25 protein-coding genes are annotated in these 17633 nt (G+C 42.0%); all 25 read right to left on the reverse strand.

The features are described from left to right. Positions 1 to 492, reverse strand: a complete 492-nt coding sequence (locus tag A7968_RS12750; RefSeq protein ID WP_064666953.1) for a DUF1833 family protein — start codon at positions 490 to 492, stop codon at positions 1 to 3. 11 nt (positions 493 to 503) lie between these two features. Then, positions 504 to 1286 carry a hypothetical protein gene (locus A7968_RS12755; RefSeq protein WP_064666954.1) on the reverse strand — a complete coding sequence of 261 codons (783 nt, stop codon included), beginning with the start codon at positions 1284 to 1286 and terminating at the stop codon, positions 504 to 506. 10 nt (positions 1287 to 1296) lie between these two features. Continuing rightward, on the reverse strand, positions 1297 to 3384 hold the full coding sequence (locus A7968_RS12760) for a sialate O-acetylesterase (RefSeq protein WP_064666955.1): 2088 nt from the start codon (positions 3382 to 3384) through the stop codon (positions 1297 to 1299). Then, positions 3377 to 3853, reverse strand: coding sequence for a hypothetical protein (locus A7968_RS12765; protein ID WP_064666956.1), 477 nt, complete (start codon positions 3851 to 3853; stop codon positions 3377 to 3379). The genes A7968_RS12760 and A7968_RS12765 overlap by 8 nt, the downstream gene beginning before the upstream one ends. A gap of 2 nt (positions 3854 to 3855) precedes the next feature. Further along, positions 3856 to 5979, reverse strand: a complete 2124-nt coding sequence (locus A7968_RS12770) for a phage tail tape measure protein (protein ID WP_064666957.1) — start codon at positions 5977 to 5979, stop codon at positions 3856 to 3858. Position 5980: 1 nt separating this feature from the next. Continuing rightward, positions 5981 to 6175 carry a hypothetical protein gene (locus A7968_RS12775; RefSeq protein WP_016899812.1) on the reverse strand — a complete coding sequence of 65 codons (195 nt, stop codon included), beginning with the start codon at positions 6173 to 6175 and terminating at the stop codon, positions 5981 to 5983. 44 nt (positions 6176 to 6219) lie between these two features. Continuing rightward, complete coding sequence (locus A7968_RS12780; RefSeq protein ID WP_064666958.1) at positions 6220 to 6555, reverse strand: hypothetical protein; 336 nt, start codon at positions 6553 to 6555, stop codon at positions 6220 to 6222. 8 nt (positions 6556 to 6563) lie between these two features. Next, positions 6564 to 7022: a hypothetical protein gene (locus A7968_RS12785; RefSeq protein ID WP_064666959.1), complete on the reverse strand. Its 459-nt coding sequence runs from the start codon at positions 7020 to 7022 to the stop codon at positions 6564 to 6566. A 1-nt stretch (position 7023) separates the two neighbouring features. Continuing rightward, a complete protein-coding gene (locus A7968_RS12790; protein ID WP_064666960.1) occupies positions 7024 to 7422 on the reverse strand; it encodes a hypothetical protein in 399 nt (132 codons plus the stop codon). Then, positions 7419 to 7925: an HK97-gp10 family putative phage morphogenesis protein gene (locus tag A7968_RS12795; RefSeq protein WP_064666961.1), complete on the reverse strand. Its 507-nt coding sequence runs from the start codon at positions 7923 to 7925 to the stop codon at positions 7419 to 7421. Before A7968_RS12795 ends, A7968_RS12790 begins: the two co-directional genes overlap by 4 nt. Next, positions 7918 to 8247 (reverse strand): phage head closure protein, encoded by a 330-nt coding sequence (locus A7968_RS12800; RefSeq protein WP_064666962.1) that lies wholly within the window; start codon positions 8245 to 8247, stop codon positions 7918 to 7920. The genes A7968_RS12795 and A7968_RS12800 overlap by 8 nt, the downstream gene beginning before the upstream one ends. Continuing rightward, positions 8244 to 8858: a head-tail connector protein gene (locus tag A7968_RS12805; RefSeq protein WP_064666963.1), complete on the reverse strand. Its 615-nt coding sequence runs from the start codon at positions 8856 to 8858 to the stop codon at positions 8244 to 8246. Before A7968_RS12805 ends, A7968_RS12800 begins: the two co-directional genes overlap by 4 nt. A gap of 5 nt (positions 8859 to 8863) precedes the next feature. Continuing rightward, positions 8864 to 9118, reverse strand: coding sequence for a hypothetical protein (locus A7968_RS12810; RefSeq protein ID WP_064666964.1), 255 nt, complete (start codon positions 9116 to 9118; stop codon positions 8864 to 8866). Positions 9119 to 9174: 56 nt separating this feature from the next. Next, positions 9175 to 10419 carry a phage major capsid protein gene (locus tag A7968_RS12815; RefSeq protein WP_064666965.1) on the reverse strand — a complete coding sequence of 415 codons (1245 nt, stop codon included), beginning with the start codon at positions 10417 to 10419 and terminating at the stop codon, positions 9175 to 9177. Positions 10420 to 10488: 69 nt separating this feature from the next. Further along, positions 10489 to 11232, reverse strand: coding sequence for a head maturation protease, ClpP-related (locus A7968_RS12820; protein WP_064666966.1), 744 nt, complete (start codon positions 11230 to 11232; stop codon positions 10489 to 10491). Continuing rightward, entirely contained in the window at positions 11229 to 12467 is a 1239-nt protein-coding gene (locus A7968_RS12825) for a phage portal protein (protein ID WP_064666967.1), read from the reverse strand. Before A7968_RS12825 ends, A7968_RS12820 begins: the two co-directional genes overlap by 4 nt. Next, on the reverse strand, positions 12467 to 14182 hold the full coding sequence (locus A7968_RS12830; protein WP_064666968.1) for a terminase large subunit: 1716 nt from the start codon (positions 14180 to 14182) through the stop codon (positions 12467 to 12469). Before A7968_RS12830 ends, A7968_RS12825 begins: the two co-directional genes overlap by 1 nt. 10 nt (positions 14183 to 14192) lie before the next feature. After that, positions 14193 to 14654 carry a P27 family phage terminase small subunit gene (locus tag A7968_RS12835; RefSeq protein ID WP_064666969.1) on the reverse strand — a complete coding sequence of 154 codons (462 nt, stop codon included), beginning with the start codon at positions 14652 to 14654 and terminating at the stop codon, positions 14193 to 14195. Positions 14655 to 14746: 92 nt separating this feature from the next. Continuing rightward, positions 14747 to 15124: an HNH endonuclease gene (locus A7968_RS12840; RefSeq protein WP_084448186.1), complete on the reverse strand. Its 378-nt coding sequence runs from the start codon at positions 15122 to 15124 to the stop codon at positions 14747 to 14749. Beyond that, on the reverse strand, positions 15114 to 15410 hold the full coding sequence (locus A7968_RS12845) for a phage holin family protein (RefSeq protein ID WP_064666970.1): 297 nt from the start codon (positions 15408 to 15410) through the stop codon (positions 15114 to 15116). The genes A7968_RS12840 and A7968_RS12845 overlap by 11 nt, the downstream gene beginning before the upstream one ends. Continuing rightward, complete coding sequence (gene lysC / locus A7968_RS23900; RefSeq protein WP_443094088.1) at positions 15394 to 15675, reverse strand: Rz1-like lysis system protein LysC; 282 nt, start codon at positions 15673 to 15675, stop codon at positions 15394 to 15396. Before lysC ends, A7968_RS12845 begins: the two co-directional genes overlap by 17 nt. Further along, positions 15569 to 15997, reverse strand: a complete 429-nt coding sequence (locus A7968_RS12850; protein WP_064666971.1) for a hypothetical protein — start codon at positions 15995 to 15997, stop codon at positions 15569 to 15571. The genes lysC and A7968_RS12850 overlap by 107 nt, the downstream gene beginning before the upstream one ends. Next, entirely contained in the window at positions 15990 to 16463 is a 474-nt protein-coding gene (locus A7968_RS12855; RefSeq protein ID WP_064666972.1) for a lysozyme, read from the reverse strand. The genes A7968_RS12850 and A7968_RS12855 overlap by 8 nt, the downstream gene beginning before the upstream one ends. A 187-nt stretch (positions 16464 to 16650) precedes the next feature. Further along, complete coding sequence (locus A7968_RS12860; protein WP_064666973.1) at positions 16651 to 17418, reverse strand: hypothetical protein; 768 nt, start codon at positions 17416 to 17418, stop codon at positions 16651 to 16653. 15 nt (positions 17419 to 17433) lie between these two features. Next, the gene (locus A7968_RS23180; RefSeq protein ID WP_157586737.1) at positions 17434 to 17610 is read right to left on the reverse strand and encodes a hypothetical protein; all 177 of its coding nucleotides are present in this window, start codon (positions 17608 to 17610) and stop codon (positions 17434 to 17436) included. Positions 17611 to 17633: the final 23 nt, after the last annotated feature.

Raw genomic sequence — 17633 nt, forward strand, 5'->3', positions numbered from 1 at the left:
TTAACTGAAGTATTTAAGCCCAGGTGCGATGGAAGGGGTATAGCGCTTTTTTGGCCACGCTTTATTTACCAGATCATTAAATGAGGCAACCACATTTAAGCTAAGCCCTGTGGCCTGTACATCAACCGCTTTCATTTCAATCGCCGGCTCTGAAGGTGCTGTTAAATCACTTGTTGTATAAACGCGGTATATAACGTCAATTTTAATACCCGCGTTATTTGCTTGTTCAACTAATGACACTGCTTTTCCAGTCACATTATCAATTTGAAATTGTAAGTCTTGGCGCCCTTTCACCCCACGGGCTGGGAGTGAAATCCCCATCCCGCTGGCTTCAAAAAGCACAACTTCGCCCCCTTCAATACCAGCCATTACATTATCAAAACCATCACAGATTCTAAGTTCCCACAATGAACCGGCCTTTAGCTCTAATGTATGAATGGGAGTGTCGTTAACGGGAGCGCTGGCGTAAATGCGTTGGAGTACTTGGCTCATTTATATTCAACTTATTTCACGTTAAACAATTTAATACCACGCTTAAGCATCCGCTGTTTAGAATGCTCAAAAAGCGTTTGGCCATATTCTAAAGTCAATTCTTGACCTTGAATAATGCCAAACTCTGCAATCTGAGTATCTGTAGCGGACGGATGATTTTCATAGTATGCATTTCCCACACCTAAAAACCGTGTTGAAAAGTTTCGGCCACTTGAGCTGATATCTAACACACCGTAAGAGTCAGGCCCCATAAAAATAGCTAAACTGCTAGTTGAATTTAAGTCTCCAATGTAACCTGCTACAAAATACCATTCATTTTCGGCAACCTGAGCGTATCTTGTTGAAGATACTGAAGGTGTAGTGCCATCGTTCAACCTACAACGCATTGACACGGTCGTACTACCAGTCGAGTTAAGCAATACTCCTCCGCCATTTTCAACTTCATGATTTGCATTACCTGCTATTAACAGGGTATTGGGCGCATCAGGTAGCTTCTTAACAACGGCAAAAATAATGTCTTTCCCGGTACATTGAATATCACTAAGTAAAGCTTTACCCACTTCTTTCGGCAAAATTAAAGAGTTGAACCGCTCTCTGGTTTCTGGGTCTTGACGTGTTATCTCTACGTTATTAACAAGATCTTTAAAACTTTCTGAATTACCTTGGTCAAATACCCAATGCCTAATTGCCAATGGTTCTGCATCAAGTTTGCTACTGAATGCACCTTCCAGCTTTGGCTCACTAACCAAGTCTTGTAAATTGTTATTTTGATAATTTAACTTAAATAAGCTCATGGTGTGTACCTTATAAATTATTGAACGTTGTTGCAGCCCACTCGCCAAACTCTACACTGCCTGGTGCATCGAAATGTAAGTCATCTGAAAACATTGAAATGTTCTCATTGTCTCGACAGTATGCGTTTGGATCATTTGCTGCAAAATCTAAATGAGCTTGGCGGATTGTTGCGTCATACCATAAACTTGATGATGGCACGGTGCCATATATAACGGGTAGCTCTGGGTCCTCTGCTACGCCTCTTAAAATATTAATAACATCTGACCACCTGGCTCCATACAAAGCCGGATCATCGTAACGTCTTTGTGAGTCGCTTTCGCCTTGGTGAGCGATAATTGCTTTAAAGTTAATCACAATATTATTGCGAGCACAGAACGCCATTAAATTGCCAATTCTGGTTACTAAGTCTTCTAATAAGCGCGGGGTGCCATCAGGTATTTCATTGTAATTGGGGCACCAAGAACCTCTTGCATAAGCCGCTGGCGATAATGCTGTTCCACCAGATGTTACTTGGCAAACAACAACATTATCCATTGTTTCAGCAATGTTTTTCAGGGCAACATGGGCAAATGAAAATTTATTAGTTGTTTGACTTGTTACCCAGCTTGAACCATTACCTTCTTTACCTGTGTTGTTTAAAGCGTAATTAGTTATATCTTGGCCATTCCAAACTTTAACATTGTCCACTTTAGAATCTTGTAACAAAGCGGGGCCATCAGCAATATTAACTCGCCCATCAGTGTTTGACTGACCAAAAACTATAAATAGGTTTATCTCACTTGGTAATAAATTTTTAGTAAGATAACTGTCTACTCTATTATGAAAATCCGTGGGTAACTTATTAATTCGCACTACAGCACCAAAGAAATTACCAGTGATAGAATTCGCTGCAACCCCATTGCCTATGTATGCAACTTCCGGAACTGATTCAGCGCTATACCCTTCACTTAAGAAGCTTTGTGCTGTTACTGTTTCATTGTTGTAACGAACCAGCGCTTTAGCATTTAAGTAATCTATATTAAATGAAGTGTTGAACGCAGTGCCTGTTTTTATATCATTTGCTATGGCAATGTTTTGAGTAACATCTGTAGTCAACCTTCGGCCATATAAACGCAAATCAGACGCTGCTGAATACGTTCCTACACCAACCCCTGTTTGCGCTGCCGCAGAACGTGAAACATAAAGTAACCACTTCACAGTCGCCGAGCTTAAAACTTCAAAACTAATAGAGCCTGTTATTGATGCGATGTTTGAGAATATTTCAGGATTAGCTATTTCCCCATAACCCAACACCATACTTATACTATGAACTGAACCATCAATTAATAGGGTTGAGTTGTGTAGTGTTAAATGATTTCCGTTGCCACTTTTATCCAGCATAATAGCAACAGGGTCGCCGTTACTTTTTGCGGGGATAGTCATCTCTAAATCTTGAAATAACGTGTTAGTGTCATTTGGGTCATACCAAAAACCCTGCGCACCATTTTCAAAAACTGGAAGGTTATTTATATCCCAATCTGATTGAGTCGCTGAGACGTACTGCTCTAAATCAAAAAAGCTTTTTACACCCTCAAATTCAAAATGACCCGAGCGTTTATCAAAATGAGCCAAGGATTTCGTATTGGTTTTATCCGAATACAAATCAATCTTTTCATCGTTTTCAGGCTTTTGATACGCGCTTGAATTAAGCGCTTGCTCTGAAATGTTGTATGTCGCATCGGTATTAAGAATATCCGTTAAAATAGCTGATATAGCCACTGAGCTTGGATAGCGCTTTTCAAAAACAGCGGTTCCATTATCATTAAGGTATAAATCTAGATACGCCTCGTCATCATCGCTAACAACACTAAAGAATTGACCATCAATTGTGCCTGCAATACCCGCTACTGTGGTTTCGTACTTTACAGCATCAATATCTGCAGCTGCATCTGTAACTAACTGAACAAAGGAGTTTAGAGTATCAATAATTAATTTTGAAATACTTGGTTTTTCAACCCCATTAATTGTTACTGTGGCATTCTCATCGCCTTGCAGTACTTGGTTTAGTTGATTAATAGATTCTTTTAAATCACCGGTTAACTCTAAAAATTCACTCATCGTTATTTTCCAAATAGTTGTTTACAGAATCAGTTACTGATTGCACATACTCATCGTAAGTTGAGGGTTCAAGCAGTAAATTAACCATTCCTTCCTCACTCACCACTTGTCGTTTTTTAATCTCGATATTGGCGCTGTAGTTCCAAAATCCGCCGTTAAAGCTGACGGATTCAAGCGGGCTTTGTTTAAACCGTACTTCATGTTCGATTAAGCCCTCAGGAGTTCGAACTGGCATTAAAAACCAATTCACAGCATCGTTAACGCCGTGTGTTACAAACCCTTCAAGTATCTGTGCTTGGTATTTATTTAACTTCCACGTTGCCGACATGGTTGTTGGGACCGACTGAAAACGCTTTCGCTGGCGAGCACGGCCGCTTGCCATATTTGTGCGCAATAAGTTGGAGTTTTGGGATAGTTGATGGCTTGAAACAAGAGGAAGTTTTAAATCTTTTGGGTAACGAACTAACATACTTAAAACCCCTGCCTTTGTAAGCCATAGGTATTTTCAAGTACAGAAGATACCTCGCCGCCTTGTCTGATATTGCTTACAAATATATTTATAACCTCTTCACTAGAACCACTGTTTCGGCTTGTGCTACCAGCACGGCTGGCATCTTCAATTACATTAACAGTGACATTCGAGCCCAGGCTTTGCCCTTTAGTGTGATCAACAACGGTTTCTTGTGGGTGCAGCATGGCCAATTGACCGCCTTTACCATCAAGTCCACCTGAGCGTGGACCATCCCATGTATAGCCGCCGCCATCGAAAGAGCCAATACCGCTTGCCTTTGCTGCATATATTCCGCCAGCGGCAATAACAACACCAGCTGCTGCGGCACCTAACACAGGCCCCACATATGGAATGCCAGCAAGGGCGTTATATGCTTTCATCGCGGTATCGTAAGTATTGGTCCAAATACTTTGAATTGAATTTCGTTTTTCTTCATCAAGCATGGTTTCGCCAATGGCCATGGCTGATTTGGCATAGCTGGCATTCTTGCCTTCCATACCATCAAAGTAGCCACCCATTACATTGAGTAAGCCGTTATAACCTTCTTGCATCATTTGATTACGCTGCGCTTCACCTTCGGCTAGCTTTTCTTGGTGGTCACGTTCTTTTTCCTCACGAACGGCAAGCTGTTCTTTTTTTATCTCACTAATATTTTGCTCATGCTGAGCTAAGGCTTGCTCTTTAGCAGCGTTGTATTCTGCTTCTATTTCAGCAGTAATAAGATTTTTATCGCGCAATAACTGAAATTCACGTTCCATTTCTTGCTGCTTACGTTCAAAACGGCGGTTCTCTAACTCAACTTCTTTGCCATCTTGCTCTAATTGCGCATCAAATATTTGTTGGTATTGATTGCGTGCAGATTCAATTAACTTTTGCGCTTTTTCATCAGCAACTTTAGGATCTGTATTTAGCAATAAATCGCTAAGGTCTTTCTTTTTAGGGTTGTTTACTTGCTCTTGTGCAGCAGCTTCAAACTTGTCTTGAACATCAGCAATCCATGTTTTTACTTTTTCAGATGGCATCGGTGCCATTGATAAATCACTGACTTCTTTGGCTAATCTGTCAGTGGTTTGTGATACTGATTCTGCAAAAAAGTTAATTTCGTCTAACGTGTCGGTATCAAACCCTAAAGCGTCCCCTATTTTGCCACCAATCTTTGAACCAACAGTGCCTATTTGAACTATACCATTGACTAGTTCAGCCATCGCTTGACGAACAAGTAAAAAGGTAACTTGCAAGCCTCGCCCCATGTCCGCTAAAAAGCCAATGCCAGTGGCTACTTTAGTAACCACCTGCTGAGCGATTGAACCAAAACCACCGGCTTCTTTTGCTGATTCTGTCCACATATCTGAAATAGCACCAATGATAGGTGCTGTTTCAATTGCTAAGGTTTGGCCAAAACTGTGTGTGGTTTTTTGTGCCTTATCAAATGCATCGTTTGCCATTTCGACTTTGGCGGCATCAATACGATCGAACGTCATCCCTAGGGCGTCGGCTTCTTCCATCATAGCGGTTATGCCATCAGCGCCGGCGTCCATCACGTTGATCATCTTAGCGCCTGATTTACCCATTAAGCTTTGTGCTAAGTAAACCTTTTGGCTTTGGTCTTCAACGTCTTTTAGCTTGTCGGCAATAACTTTAAATTGCTCTTCTGGGGCTAAGCCTTGTAACTCTTGAACTGATAAACCTAGGCCATCAAGCGCATACTTGGCTTCACCGGTGCCTGTTTGCCCTACTTGTCCTAAGTTCTTCTGCATTGTTTGCAGTGACTTATTTAACTCTTCGTTGGAAGCACCATATAAATTAGCAGCATGCTGCAAACCACCCAGCGCTTGGGTGGTTATACCTAACCTGTCTGCTGTTTTTGCTTGTTGATCAATAAACTCGGCGTTTTTTGCATAAATAGAGGCGTAGGCTGCGACTCCTGTCGCGCCGAACCCTGCCATAACTTTAGCGCTACTGCCTACCATTTTGCGGGTTTTATCTGCCCACGATGAGGTTTTTTTATTGGCTTTATTGAGCTCAGCAGTTAACTTGCCACTTTTACCGATTAAATCGATAGTGAGCGTTGCAATTGATGCCATGTTAATTTCTCTTTTGTTTACGCCAAGGACAAGTATTTAAAAACGCTTCGGCTTCGCGGCGTTTTTGCTCGTATTCAATTTTTCGTTGTTCGCTTCTGTCGAATGTCAGGCCCATTTTTAGCCCTTGGTGGACTAAGCGCAGTTCCAGTTCGTCAGCTGATAAGCGTTTATGAAGGTCATAGAGTGAGCAACCCAAGTTATCTGCAAGGTTACAGAGCGCTTGTAACTCAGGCTGCTTTTTTAGTTTTTTTCAATCTCCTCAAGGTTCTCTTGAGCAAGGTTAGTGAAAAACAACCCCGTGGTGTGGATCATGCCTAACTGTTGGGTGTCTAGAAGATTTGTTAATTTTGCTGCTTCTTTGTCGTCAAACTTGCCGTGGAGCATGTAATAGGTATTACGAATGGCCATTTTCTCAAGTTTTTTAGGATCCGCTTCTTTATCGCTGAATAGTTCCCGGGCCTTTACTTCATCAATCGCCGGCAATCGGTGCAATACTATTTTGCCTACACCATCAATATCAAATTCGCGGGAGGAAGTGGGTAACTTCCCCGCCATTATTTGCGCTGCTGTAATCATTTAACCCCCTAAGCTGCTGGTAGCGTTGAAAAGTTAACTTCTTGAAGTTTGCCAATGCAGGCAAACATTTGTTTGCCAGAATCTTTACCTGACTCACCACTAAAGTAGTCGTGTGGTAAAAACTCAACATTTTGCACTTCGCCACTGGCGCGGGTTACTTTAATGCTGATTGGTGTGCCGGCCTTTACCATGTCGCAAAAGGCTTTTTGGTCTACATTGGCTGGTTTATGACGAAACGTAAGTTCCCAATCTTGATCTTCAGGTAAGCATTTTTCACTGTAAGAGCGTCTATCCGCGGCAATATCAGTATCGTCTTCATAAACTTTACCTGAATTAATTTGTGGGATGATATCGAGTCCGGGCAATATAGCGTCAACTTCGCCCACACCAGTGGTGCAAAATTGCAATGTAGACTTATGTGAATCGACTGTATCAGCAGCTGGGCTTGTTACTGGAGTAGTTGGCATTTTAAACCTCGTTATTTATGGTGTGGTACTTAAAAATGTATTCGTAAGACTCGCGGTATAAATGCGAGCCGGTTTCAAAGTCGGGTATACGGCCTTGTTTAAGTGCAAGCTGCACGTTTACTTCATCATCAACAAAGCCTTGTTTGTTGAATATATTTTGTAGTTCTTTGGCTATGGCTTTCGCATTTGCAGGCGTTTTGCTGTAACAATCAAACTGAATAAGTGCTTCGCTTTGGTTGTCTTCCATGTGAATTTCAATCGGTGTGTCGTCAGTGATCACACTGAGCAAAATATAGTTATCGTCTGAGTTATGGTTAGTCGTTAAATGCAGTGCATCACCAATTAAGGCGCTCAGCGCTGCTGATGCGAGTGCTTTTGTGCGTATGCTGTTTTCTATCATGCTGGTTTATTCTTTTTAGCAATACGACGCTGGGCTAAATTAATGCGTTTAGCTAAACCACGATTAATAACAACAACCACCTGATTGGTGCGCTTTTTAAATGCTTGGCGAATAAATGGGTCTGCTTTTTGATTGTTCGTGCCATATTCTACTTGCACTATGTAAGGCACTTTAAACACACCCACACGTACAAGCGATACAACGCCTTTACCAAAACGACGTGTTTCTCTTCCTTGGCTGTTAGTGCTGGCTTTAACTTTAATGCGGGATTTTAAAAAGCCTGGTCGAATTTCTACTTTTTGCCCTTGTTTAGTTTTAACCATGCGTACTATGTCTGACTCTGGAGCATTACGCTGCATACCTTGCTGATATTTAATCGCACCGTCTCTTATGGCGCTGGTCATCATGCCGCTGGCTTTTTTAGCGCCGATTTCTTTACCTAGCTCAAGCAGCGCTTTTTCCATTTCTTTAAGGCCAGATATATCAATACCCGTATCAAGCATGGGTTAGCTCCTTAACGGCAATAATGGTTAAGACATTGGCAAAATCTTGATTTACAGGCGTACCAATGATTTCAAAGACTCGCTGTTTATAACTAATTTGATGTGCTGGGGTTATTTTGCTGCTGTAACGGCACGTTACTGTATGGGTAATTTCGCCCATTAATTGGCCGCTTTGTTCTAGCTCTTTTGCAGCACCGGTTTGAATATTTACCCATTTGTAAAATTCATGTTCAAATGAATCGGTGTTATAGCCGTCATTTGACTTTACACCTTTACCAAAGCTGGCTTTGCAATTGTATTTAGCAGCAGCAAGCGATTTCATATCAGCTCCACGGCCAGTTCATCAGCAATAGCTTTAAAGGCATTGGGCATGTCGTAAAGTTTCACCGGTGCGGTGTCTTCACGGTTACGAAACCAATCACCAATAAGCACTAATATGGCTTGTTTTGCGAGGTCGTACTTACCCTGGTCTATGATATTGCTCTCATCAATACTGGTACCGTCATCGATGTCACTAGCATGGCCAAATACACATTCAATTTGTACAGCGTCGGCTACTTTAAAGCCAACTGCTGGCCAGTGACCGCCTAATTTAGGGGTGATTATTGCTGTTAATCCATGCTCAATTACACGATATTCACTTGGGTCAATGGTAACGAGTTGCCCCAAATTACTAATATATTTAATTGAAGTAATGCTCCGAAGCGGCGCATAAGGCAGGTGAATTTCTTTGCAAAACTTTGGCATGGCAAACTGCCATGTTTGTTCTACTAATAACCTGCCACTACGTTGTTCAAAACGTTTGCGCGCTCTAGGTACCAAACTTTGCAAATAATCATAGTGATCATCATCAGCATGGGTATGTGCTGCCAGTTCTTCTACAGTGAATGGCTCTATACTAGGTGCCTGAATTAACTTTCGGAGCATTGTCATTGTGTTTACTCTTTGCCGTCAGTATTTTCGTCAGTGTCACTCTCTGCGTCTTCATCAGTCGCATTAAGATCAACAACTTCAACTTTTAGCTCTTTGCTGCAGTAATCAACCGCTGCTTTGTCACTTGATAACTCACCTACTTTAATAAGTGGCTCAAGTAACTCGGCATCACCTTTTACAAGTGCGTTTGGCTCAAAGGGTTGATCTGCAATTACACATGCAACCAGTACACGTGCTGTAATTAGTTTTTTAGCTGCCATGGTTAAATCCTTCGTTAAATAAAAAAGCCCCTAGTTAGGGGCTTAAGGAGCATCAATTAAGCGGCTGCATTTTGGTAGTACTTAACAGCACCACCTACATCAATGCAGCGACCACCTGTACGCATAAACGCTAAGAAACCAACTTGGCCCTTGCGGCTATATGCGCTGTCAGTGAAGCGGAAGAACAACATTTGCGACACATCGCGCACAATGTATTTAGAGAAGTCACCAAATAAAACCGACTTGGCATTAGCCGCCATGGTTGGAATGTGTTGGTTAGTTGCATACGGTTTACCTAAAATGGTATTAGGCTCTGAGGCTTCCATACCAGGTAACCAAAGTGGACGGCCTTGTAGATCTTTCAGCTTTTTGACTACTTTGATTGTGCCGTCATTCATCATGTAACCGCATTGCATACTACGGCGATACGCAGGGTCTACGCTGTGTTGTAAATCAACCAAGTCATCATACGTAACGGTAGCAATTTGGCCTGAAGCGCCTACTTTACCCGCCGTGGTATCAGCTAAAATACCGTGTGGTTTGCCTGTGCCATCACCATTAATAAAGCTATCTTCCGAGGTGCGGCCAATGCGCATACCAATTTGCGCATTAATGTAACCCTCAAGGTCAAACTGAGTGTCTTGCAATAATTGGAACGGCACCGCAATCACTTTAGAGCTGATCATGTGAGTTTCGATGTTACGCACTCCAAATGAAGTATCTTCATCATCTGCTGTGTCATTTTCAGCTAACCATTCACCTTGCTCAGCGGTTGCGTTAGCGGTAGGCCATGGAATTGTAGAACCGGTTGCCGTTGGTACCACAGTTGCAAGCTCTCGCATTCCACCATAGGCTTTTAGTGCTTGCGAAATGCCTGGGGCAATTTCGTCAGCCGTTAAATAGCCGCCTTCAGAGCCTGTGCCTGTGCTCATGGTGTTTTTTGGGCTGTCGATGCGTGCCTGTACAGCTGCTCGTTGATCTTCATTAAGCGCCGACATACCCCCGCGCAACCATGATGCATACGCTGCTTTTTCTTGATGTAACTGGTGCTCTGCCTCATCAGTAGAAATACCGTTATTATCGGCGCGGTCTTGAATGGTTTGCTTTGACTTAGCTTGTAAGTCGAGCACTTTTTGTTGGCGGTCTAAATCACCATCTAGTGCATCAATTTTATTTACTAGGTCGTCGTATTTCTTTTGTTTGTCATCACCCCACGCTTCATCTTTAGGGTGATCCGTTACCAATTGGTTTAGGGTTACAGCTAATTCTTTTCGCTGCTCACGCTTTTGTTGGATAGACATAATTCAATTTCCTCAATTTTAAGTACAAAAAAAGCACCCTTAGGTGCTTTAGTAGTGGTGCCAGCGGAGCTAGCCAGTTTTTAACAGCATGTTGGCAAATCGCTCTAGCCGATCACGCTGCACAAATTTATCTTGTGGTTGCTGGGGTTTAGGTGCATTTTGATATGGTGTTAAATCCCACGCTTTATTGGTGGTTTTATCGTTTGTACCATCTTGCATGATGCTGTCTACAAAGCCATGTTCTAATGCTTCTTGTGCGGTAAACCATGTTTCGTTTTTCATCCAGGTGCGTACTTGTTCTTCGCCTGCTTCAGTACGCTTTTCGTAGTCGTTTACTATGGTGTTGTCGACCTTATCAAGCATATCGGCTGTGTCGCGTATTTCATCGGCGTTACCAAGTGCAAGTGTCCAGGCGTAGTGGATCATGTAAAAACCTGAATCAGCTATTTCAATAGTGTCACCTGCTAATGCAATACGTGTTGCTGCACTGGCTGCTATACCGTCTATATGTACATGAATTTTTGCAGAGTGCGCTTTTAAACTAGAGTAAATGGCTGTTGCTTCAAATACGTCACCGCCTGGGCTGTTAATATAAACATCGATGTCGGTTGCATCAGTAATACTAAGCAGGTCGCGCTTTATCATTTCGGCTGATACACCCCACCATGGATCAATTACATCGTAAATTAAAAATGCTGGGCGGCTTTCGCCTGCGTTGGCCAGTGGTGATTGTTGCTTTACTTGATAACCAACTTGGTCACGGTTTTGGCAGTTATTTTTAACTAACTGCATTAGTTTGCGGCTGTTATTCATGATTCGTTTTCCATTGGTTGATTATTTGCAATTGGGTCGTATGGTAAAGCGTATTTACCGCCAAATTCGGGGAGGTTTTCGAGCTTGCGAACTTCGTCTATGCTCATCCAGCCAGGTCCTTGTGAACCACCAATGGCTTGGCGGTATGCTTCGTTTCTGTCTTTAAGCGTTAAGCGCATTAAATTAGCGGCTATAAACTCGGCAAACATGGTTTTTTTTAAAAACAGTTTGCGGTTTATCTCTTGTTCGAAGCGGTTTAAGTGTGGCCCAAGTGTAAAACGTAAGAACGAAAGGCCAATTTCACCTATACCTGAGCCCCACGATGTTGATTTTTGCTCTTGGTTTACCATAAAGCTCGGTAAACCAAACGCACGCGCTATGTCGGTAATTTGAAATTCGCGTGACTCAAGCAGCTGTGAGTCTTTAGCTGATAAGCTCAATGCTTTAATATCCGTGCTTTCATCAAGCACAAGTGGAAATTTTGAGTTTTCTACACCGCCATAAGCCTTAACCCATGCGGTACGGAACTTTTCTTTTTGTTCTTCGTCCCACTTACCCTTTTTAACAACAGCTACACGTTGCGTTGAGCCCGATTTAAAGAACTCACCACTGTGTTGTTCCATGGCAAGCTCAAGCCCAATACTATTAAATGCGCCCCACTGAATAACCGACATTGATTTAAGGCCGTTAAAACCGAAGCCAGGAAAGTGCAATATGTCGTCTTGGTCAAAACCGCGGGCGGTGCCATCTAGTGTAAAAAAGTAATTTAGCCGGCCATTGTTGTTAACAACGTTCATACCTACAGGGCTGATTGGTAAAATCTCTTCAATATCGCCATTGCGATCACGTAATAACACCGCGTAACCATCACCGTGTAATAGAACGCTTGCTACTATGAACTCCCAAAACGTTGCTGCACTCCAAACCGCGGTTGGTTGTAGGTTAAAAAGATTAGCTAATGTGTGGTTTGCAAGGCGTGTTTTATCACCGTTATCACCACGTTCAAATATATGTACGGGCATCTGTGCTATTGCGCCAGAAATTAATCGCACACAGGCAAACACTATTGATACTTTCATTGATGTTTTAGGCGTTACAGCAGGACCTGCAAGTGATGGCATAACGCCAAACAGATCAGATAAACTATTTATATCCTGCACTGTAATATCTTTTTGATCAGCAGTATTGCTCACTGTTTTTGTAGTGTTGCGACTTAAAAATGGGATTTTAAACATTAGAATTCCAAAAACTCTTGGTTAGAACCATCATCTTCTTCCGGTTGCCATGAACCGATGAAGGCCAGTAACTTAGCGACTGCGGTATCAATTTTGTTATCTTTATGCTCTTTCACTGGGCGGATATATTTGCCGTCCATGGTTTCTTTGGCTATTACGTTGCCAAGGCACCAAGTAAGAACTGGATCACCGTTATGGTGTATACGGCCTTGCCTGAGTAAGTTTTCAAACTCACGCATTGCCGGCGAAAAGTTAGTGTAATTTTGTGACACCTTAATTGGCTCTATGCCTGTACTGTTTTGTACACGCTGGGCGATAGGCGCGGCACCTGCAGGGTCGTAAAATAAGCCTGTAACTTGGTAGTTCTCGTTATCAGTTTCGATAGCGCGCTCTACTTCGTCGTAATCTATGCTGGTACCTTCACATTCTATTAAATGGCCTTGGTCTACCCAATCACGATATATGTCTATTTCGTTTGCTTTTGACTCTGTTACGTAGGTTTTAGCAAAGAAGTAGTAATGTAATTTGCCGTTTATCTCGCGGGTAAAACAAGTTACATCGGCTGTTAAGTCGTCTGACTCTGAAAGGTCGACGCCTTTTGTGCATTCTTCGCCAGTAAATTGCTCCATTGTAAGGGTGCTATCAGCAGCTGATAACCAATCTTCAAGGTTAAGCCAAGACTCGCGAGCACCTACCCATAAATTAAGATGCTTAGTTTTAAATGCGTTTTGCTTACGCGCCGATTGCCTTGCTTTTGAAAGCTGGTTTAAAAGAAACTCAACTTCTACAGATATACCAAAGTTAGGATTAGCCTTGCGCAGTGCTTCTTCGCTTTGCCAATCATCATCTTTATCTATGGTGTAAATCATTGCGAAAACAGTTTCGTCGGTGCGGGTTCCTTCAAGAACCTCTTGGCACTCTTTTTGGAATTGGCCACATGGCCCAAACCAATTAGAACCAGCTGTTGATATGATCCATTCAAGTGGCTGCTCTCTGGCACCCATGCCGGTGATCATCGTATCGCGTTGGTCGTCATCATCATGTTCGTGGTACTCATCACATAAATAACAACTTGGTGAACCACCATCGCCAGGATTACCAATTAAGCGTTCAAACTTGCCGCCATCCGTTGTTTTTTCTATTTGCTGAGCAAACAATTCAATATTAAATCGGCGTCTAAATATAGGCTGTTTTAACGCCATCTTTTTAGCTGGGTTAAACACTTCGTTGGCTTGTTTTTGCGTAGTAGCACCGCAGTAAACTTCAGCGCCGGGTTCGTCATCATTCGCTAGCATGTATAAACCAATGGGAGCAACCCAAGTAGATTTACCATTCTTGCGCGGTACTAAGGTAAACGCAGTACGAAAGCGCCGGCGATGAGTTTCAATATGTTTCCAGCCATATACTTGGGCTGTTATCCACTTTTGCCAACCGCTTAGTTTAAGTAAACCTTCATGCCCTTTTGCTCTGGCCCATTTGCCTTTTACATGGCTGAAGGTTTCTAAAAACCAAATGACTTTAAGTGCGGCTTCAGGGTCAAAGTAATAAGGGAAGTCCTCACTGCCTGCTCTTGCTAGGTCATGACTTTCACGTTCTACAGCTAACATCTCATATTTGTTAGATGGACGCTTACCGCTTAATACATCAGATGCATACTTTTCAATATCAGCTAAGTGATCACGTTGAAACGTTGGGTAATTACTACGGTTTTGCATTTAAATGAACTCAGTACAGATCATCAAATAAACCAGGTTGCAGATTATTAAATCGTTGGTCTGTCGCAGGACTGCCACCAATCTGATTTATCAAACTGTTGAGTTTGCGCCAGTCGTCATTGTACTGGCTGGCCTCTGGCCTTGTTTTATGCTGAATACCGTTACGACCTTCGGTTGTATACTTCCAATCATTCTCTTCTAAATATGCAAGAGCCGCTTCCATGCGAGCAATTACAATGCAGTACTCTTTAAAAAATCGAATATAGTGAGGCTTAAACCTGTTAATCTTTACATACTCAGGTATATCACTATTCCATACCTGCTGTTCTGGTTTTGACATACCACGCGGACGCGATTGGGTCGCGATCTTTTTCGCGTCCTTATCACTAATTTCCTTGTTTTCAGCAGAATTAGGGAACTGAACAACCTTGTTAGTTCTGTCCTCTGCTACTGCTGGGTATCTACCTGCCATAATTACCAAATAATCTCTTCAAGTGGGTTTTTCAATTTCAATTCTGCCCCGCATAAAAATCTAATTGAGGGGGCGGTGTACGTGAGGTAGCGCTAAACTTTGCCTACCCCCGGGTTAAGACTTTGACGTGACTCAAGTGCTGTTTTTTCTTTATCGCAAGACTGGCAAATCGTTTGAAGATTATCTAACTTGTCATCACCACCTTGGCTGATGGGAACAATGTGATCACATATACCATGGTAAGCACCATGTAACTCAACAGAGGTTAAGATGCCTTTCGCTTTACACCTCTGACATAAGAAGTTATCACGATGAAATATAAACTCTCTTGTTCGTTGCCACACACGGCCACCTCTACCTGATTGTTTATTACCATCGCGCTTACGGCCAAAGGGAACACGCTTAGGGCATGGTTCATCACGATGCACAGCTCTGCACTTAGTACACCAAGAGCCTGGCTTAGTTGCCATTCAACTTATCCTGACATAGCAGTTGTGCTTGGTCGCTTTGTTGTAGCGCCTCCATACGAGCGCGATGAAATTCTCTATCATCCTCATACTTACGTGCTTCACGTTCGTTACGCTTATGCTGAAACCGCCAGTTAACCAAGAACGTTAACGCAGCAAACACAATGCCCAGTAATATAGCCCACTCATTCAAGCTTAAAATTCCTCCCGCTGCTGCGCCTAAGCTTGCACTGTAAGTCGTTGCACTTACCGCTTTTTGCATAGCTATATCACTAGTCTCTATTCGCATTGTTCCAATCTCTTGCCTTTCTCAGCTGCTTATTACAGATATCAATAACAGACTCCAAATACACCGTATATTGACTATGTGACGCATTATCACCAACAACATGAGCGCTTACGTTGCATGGCTGTATAAACTCATTAGGCATCAGCACAAACTCATATTTAGTTTGTACTACCGTCCTTACTACAGGTTCCAACTCTTGCGTACTTGAACACGCTGATAACAGCGCTAGGCACGCAATCATTAGCCCAGTTCTTAGTTGTTTCATTAGTTGAAAGCCTTAACGCATCAAGCTGCGCAGTAGAGGATTGGAGTTGAGTTTTAATCGAAGTAAGCTGCTGTTGGTGATCAGCTCTTAACTTAGCCAATAAGTCACGTTCTTTAAGCAGCTGCTTATTCTGCTGATCAGCAACCGCCAAACTATTAGTTAAATATTCAGCGTGGTTCTTATAGCTTTGTACTGACGCTTTAAGCTGCTTATTATCATCAAGCGCCTTAGTTAAGTCAGACTCAAGCCCCACATACCTAACAACAGCAATGCCCAACATCGTAGCTAAGCCTGCAAAAACAACCTTATTTAAACTAAGCATTGTTTAACTCACTCAAACATAGCTGGCGTTCCAGCTCTCGGCGCTTAACTAAACCGGCTAGCTTACGGCCATCGGCGTAAACCCAACGTGGTAATTCATTACACGCCTTAACACGTTCATCGTTATTTAAGTATTTAAGCAATGTGCTACTACGGAAGTTCCCAGCGCCCACGTTATAGTGAAAAGACAAGTAAGCAGCATGCTCACTTGTTGAAAGCGGTTGCTTAACCGCTCTCAATAACTGCTCATTATGATCACCTAAGTCCATAGCAAACAGATTTAAACATTCGTTCTCAGTGTAAGCCTTACCAAGTTCGGCCGTTTGGGTATGCCCAAAGCAAGCCGTAACCACCCCAACAGGATCCACATAGCCCGTTCTTACCTCACCCTCAAATTCAGCAACCATCACACCAGCTAAAGCAAGAACGCCCGTAACACCAGCGGCTAATAGTTTGTTAACTTTCATTTAAGGCCTCAAACGTAAAAAACCCGCTAAGGTAAAACCAAAGCGGGTTAAACAACAGGAATGTAAGGGTCAAAACACAGATACAAAAAAGCCCAAGGTGTTAACCTCGGGCTTTATGATGCAGCTTTGCTAAGCTTACCTGAATTAGTATAGTTATTGCGCGCGCAATTGCAAACTATTTTTAATATTAACTCTTTGGGTTAGGCGGACCAATTAATACAGACTCTTTAGCGTTCCTGAACGCGATAAACGCATCAATACTAAAACGACTGGCAACTACTACTTCTTCAACCGGTATAACTATAGAAAAATCATTAATGCTATTATGTTCAGTCTCTTCGTCACTCTTTTCATTAAAGTATTCTTCATAGTGCAGATAGTAATTATTGTTGAAAACAATTTTTTTCTTATCATCAACATAACCGCTTAAAAGTGGTAACAGGGTAATGTATTTAATTTCACCTGACTCAAAATCTGGAGTTTCAGGCAAGCCTACATATACCTTTCCACAATCTAGTTCCACTCGTATTGGTTTAACTTCAATCGTCGATTTGACAATTAGCATTTCGAGATCATTAGCAATTGATGCTAACTCCTCATAAACCTTCTTTTTATTTGAGAGCAACTTACAAAGAAAAATATTCAACGAACAAAAAACTAAAGCTATAAGGAATATTGCAACAGCTTTAATCTCTTTCCAGTAAGAGATATTTTGTTCTATGAATGTTAATTTGGGTTTTTCTTCAACTCCATCAACCAAATTAGAAGGAAGATCAAAAAAATCGATAAGCAACCATGTGACAGTTGCTAATAAGACAAAAACTAAGCCAGACAAACCAGCTTTGAAGTAAATATGATATCCAGAACTTCTAACTAAACGAAGCCGGCGATAAGGATGATAGCTCTGATAAAAGTACCCAAGTATCAACACAACCCCTAAAACTAAGGCACCCATAAAATCCTTTATTAATTACTTTGCAGCTTTCTTGCTGTCATCTAGTTTTTTAAGTTTATCAATTTGAGCTTTAATTTTCGATTGAACGACTTCATTATTTAAGTTCAGGCTTACAATTCCATCTCTATCAATATTTACAGTTTCTAACTGTTCTTTCTTATATTGACGATTGCCTAGCAGTGGAAAAAACATATTACACTCCTCCATTAATTGCG

Origin of the sequence: Pseudoalteromonas prydzensis (assembly GCF_001661495.1) — a bacterium.
Lineage (GTDB): Bacteria > Pseudomonadota > Gammaproteobacteria > Enterobacterales > Alteromonadaceae > Pseudoalteromonas > Pseudoalteromonas prydzensis.

What these genes read in the sequence shown, in the direction of transcription:
- A7968_RS12750 (WP_064666953.1), bottom strand. Translation starts at nt 492, where the DNA reads ATGAGCCAAGTACTCCAACGCATTTACGCCAGCGCTCCCGTTAACGAC.
- A7968_RS12755 (WP_064666954.1), bottom strand. Translation starts at nt 1,286, where the DNA reads ATGAGCTTATTTAAGTTAAATTATCAAAATAACAATTTACAAGACTTG.
- A7968_RS12760 (WP_064666955.1), bottom strand. Translation starts at nt 3,384, where the DNA reads ATGAGTGAATTTTTAGAGTTAACCGGTGATTTAAAAGAATCTATTAAT.
- A7968_RS12765 (WP_064666956.1), bottom strand. Translation starts at nt 3,853, where the DNA reads ATGTTAGTTCGTTACCCAAAAGATTTAAAACTTCCTCTTGTTTCAAGC.
- A7968_RS12770 (WP_064666957.1), bottom strand. Translation starts at nt 5,979, where the DNA reads ATGGCATCAATTGCAACGCTCACTATCGATTTAATCGGTAAAAGTGGC.
- A7968_RS12780 (WP_064666958.1), bottom strand. Translation starts at nt 6,555, where the DNA reads ATGATTACAGCAGCGCAAATAATGGCGGGGAAGTTACCCACTTCCTCC.
- A7968_RS12785 (WP_064666959.1), bottom strand. Translation starts at nt 7,022, where the DNA reads ATGCCAACTACTCCAGTAACAAGCCCAGCTGCTGATACAGTCGATTCA.
- A7968_RS12790 (WP_064666960.1), bottom strand. Translation starts at nt 7,422, where the DNA reads ATGATAGAAAACAGCATACGCACAAAAGCACTCGCATCAGCAGCGCTG.
- A7968_RS12795 (WP_064666961.1), bottom strand. Translation starts at nt 7,925, where the DNA reads ATGCTTGATACGGGTATTGATATATCTGGCCTTAAAGAAATGGAAAAA.
- A7968_RS12800 (WP_064666962.1), bottom strand. Translation starts at nt 8,247, where the DNA reads ATGAAATCGCTTGCTGCTGCTAAATACAATTGCAAAGCCAGCTTTGGT.
- A7968_RS12805 (WP_064666963.1), bottom strand. Translation starts at nt 8,858, where the DNA reads ATGACAATGCTCCGAAAGTTAATTCAGGCACCTAGTATAGAGCCATTC.
- A7968_RS12810 (WP_064666964.1), bottom strand. Translation starts at nt 9,118, where the DNA reads ATGGCAGCTAAAAAACTAATTACAGCACGTGTACTGGTTGCATGTGTA.
- A7968_RS12815 (WP_064666965.1), bottom strand. Translation starts at nt 10,419, where the DNA reads ATGTCTATCCAACAAAAGCGTGAGCAGCGAAAAGAATTAGCTGTAACC.
- A7968_RS12820 (WP_064666966.1), bottom strand. Translation starts at nt 11,232, where the DNA reads ATGAATAACAGCCGCAAACTAATGCAGTTAGTTAAAAATAACTGCCAA.
- A7968_RS12825 (WP_064666967.1), bottom strand. Translation starts at nt 12,467, where the DNA reads ATGTTTAAAATCCCATTTTTAAGTCGCAACACTACAAAAACAGTGAGC.
- A7968_RS12830 (WP_064666968.1), bottom strand. Translation starts at nt 14,182, where the DNA reads ATGCAAAACCGTAGTAATTACCCAACGTTTCAACGTGATCACTTAGCT.
- A7968_RS12835 (WP_064666969.1), bottom strand. Translation starts at nt 14,654, where the DNA reads ATGGCAGGTAGATACCCAGCAGTAGCAGAGGACAGAACTAACAAGGTT.
- A7968_RS12840 (WP_084448186.1), bottom strand. Translation starts at nt 15,124, where the DNA reads ATGGCAACTAAGCCAGGCTCTTGGTGTACTAAGTGCAGAGCTGTGCAT.
- A7968_RS12845 (WP_064666970.1), bottom strand. Translation starts at nt 15,410, where the DNA reads ATGCGAATAGAGACTAGTGATATAGCTATGCAAAAAGCGGTAAGTGCA.
- lysC (WP_443094088.1), bottom strand. Translation starts at nt 15,675, where the DNA reads ATGAAACAACTAAGAACTGGGCTAATGATTGCGTGCCTAGCGCTGTTA.
- A7968_RS12850 (WP_064666971.1), bottom strand. Translation starts at nt 15,997, where the DNA reads ATGCTTAGTTTAAATAAGGTTGTTTTTGCAGGCTTAGCTACGATGTTG.
- A7968_RS12855 (WP_064666972.1), bottom strand. Translation starts at nt 16,463, where the DNA reads ATGAAAGTTAACAAACTATTAGCCGCTGGTGTTACGGGCGTTCTTGCT.
- A7968_RS12860 (WP_064666973.1), bottom strand. Translation starts at nt 17,418, where the DNA reads ATGGGTGCCTTAGTTTTAGGGGTTGTGTTGATACTTGGGTACTTTTAT.
- A7968_RS23180 (WP_157586737.1), bottom strand. Translation starts at nt 17,610, where the DNA reads ATGTTTTTTCCACTGCTAGGCAATCGTCAATATAAGAAAGAACAGTTA.